Origin of the sequence: Actinomadura sp. HBU206391 (assembly GCF_014323665.1) — a bacterium.
Lineage (GTDB): Bacteria > Actinomycetota > Actinomycetes > Streptosporangiales > Streptosporangiaceae > Actinomadura_C.
Genome location: NZ_JABVEB010000525.1, coordinates 1 through 1,581 on the forward strand (window position 1 = coordinate 1; position 1,581 = coordinate 1,581).

1 protein-coding gene is annotated in these 1,581 nt (G+C 68.8%); it reads right to left on the reverse strand.

The genetic code is table 11. The features are described 5' to 3' along the window. Positions 1-1,508: DUF222 domain-containing protein (locus tag HKK72_RS39085; protein WP_315987667.1), on the reverse strand; the 1,508-nt coding region annotated here is incomplete at its 3' end. Positions 1,509-1,581 lie beyond the last annotated feature (73 nt).

Consider the following 1,581-nt stretch of genomic DNA (forward strand, 5'->3'; position numbering starts at 1 on the left):
AGGACGCCGGGCCATAGCTGGATCAGGGTCCAGTCGGGATGTTGTTTCAGCAGGTGGTGGCCGCGGCATAGTGCGGCGAGGTTGCATGGGCAGGTCGGTCCGCCTTTGTGATGCGGGATCGTATGGTCGAGGTCGCATTTGGTGGCGTGGCGGTTGCAGGTGGGGAAGGTGCAGGTGCCGTCTCTGGTCTGGATGAGGCGGCGCATTCCGGTGGGTGGCCGGTAGCCGTCACTTCCGTGGACGGGATTGCCCTTGGTGTCGACGGTGAGGGCGCACCAGCGGATCTTGAGCGGGGAGATCGCGTCTTTGATGCGGCGGGCGGCTTCGGTGACCAACAGCCGCCTCTCGGCGGGCCCGTTCTCGTCACGGATCTGGCCGAGCAGGTCGGTCAGCCGATCGCGGGCTGCCTGGGCGATCGCGGCGGCCTCTTCGCGCCCGGTGTCGCCCTCGGTTTGGCCTGATCGCCCGGAATGGGTCCGTCGTGTGCGGCCAGGGCGGTCGGTGGCTCGCTGGGACGCGCGGGCTTCAGCCGCCTTGGCTGCTGCCTCACCGGTTGCTTGGGTATCGGCTTCCGTCGCTTCGGTACCGGCTTCCTGGCGGGCGGTTGTCGCGGTGTCGGTGCCCTCGGGTGCGGCATCCTCGGGTGCGGTGTCCTCGGGTGCGGTGTCCTCGGGTGCGGTGTCCTGGGGTTCGGGGGCTGCGGGGGAGAGGTCTGCGGGGTGTCTGCCGCGCAGCAGTTCCAAGAGGACATCGGCGCGGATGGCGTCGATGGGCCGTTGGTCGCCGTCGGTTTTGATGGCGTTCGCCAGCGCGTTGACGTAGTTGTAGGCGGCGTCGGCGTCCTCGGCGGGCAGATCGCGGGCGGCCAGATCGGCGGTGCCGTCGGGGTTGTCGTACTTCTCCACCCGGCGGCCTTTCTCGGCTGTCTTGCGGCGCCGTTCATAGGCGTCCGGGTCGGCGTCTTTGATCGCGTTGCGGACCCGTGCGGCCAGTTGCCCGGCGGTCAGGCGGAGCGCGTCGGGTAGCACGAGCGCCTCGACTTCGCGGGCGATATCGTGGCCGACCCCGAGGACGCCGGCACAGATCGCCCGCGCTTTCTTGGTGTCGACGCGGCCTTCCACAAGGGCCCGGCCCGTTTCCAGCAGCGGCCCTTCGAGCATGGTGGCCATTCCCAGCCGGATCGCGGCGGCGGTGCCCGACAACGTCAACGCAGCAGAGATCTCATCACACAGCGCCCGGCTCATCTCAACCGTCCACGCCCCGTACCGATCGGCCTGGGCCTGACGGCGCCGGTCCAACTCCGCGATCGCCGAAAGCTCCAGCGACTCCGCCCACGAGGTCAACCGCCGAGCCGCCCGCATCGCCTCCACCAGAGCGTGCTCATCCAACCCGCCCAGCGGCAGCCCAGCGAGCTCACCCGCCAGCGCAGGGCCGGGAAGCATCCCCGACAGGTCCGGCAACTCCTCCACCATGGCACCGGCCACCCGAAGACACCTCCTCCCACGCATTCCTCGATGGACGAGGACGCCCAAGTCTTCGAACACGTTATCGAATACCTGGCCGAGATGTAACCGTGATAGG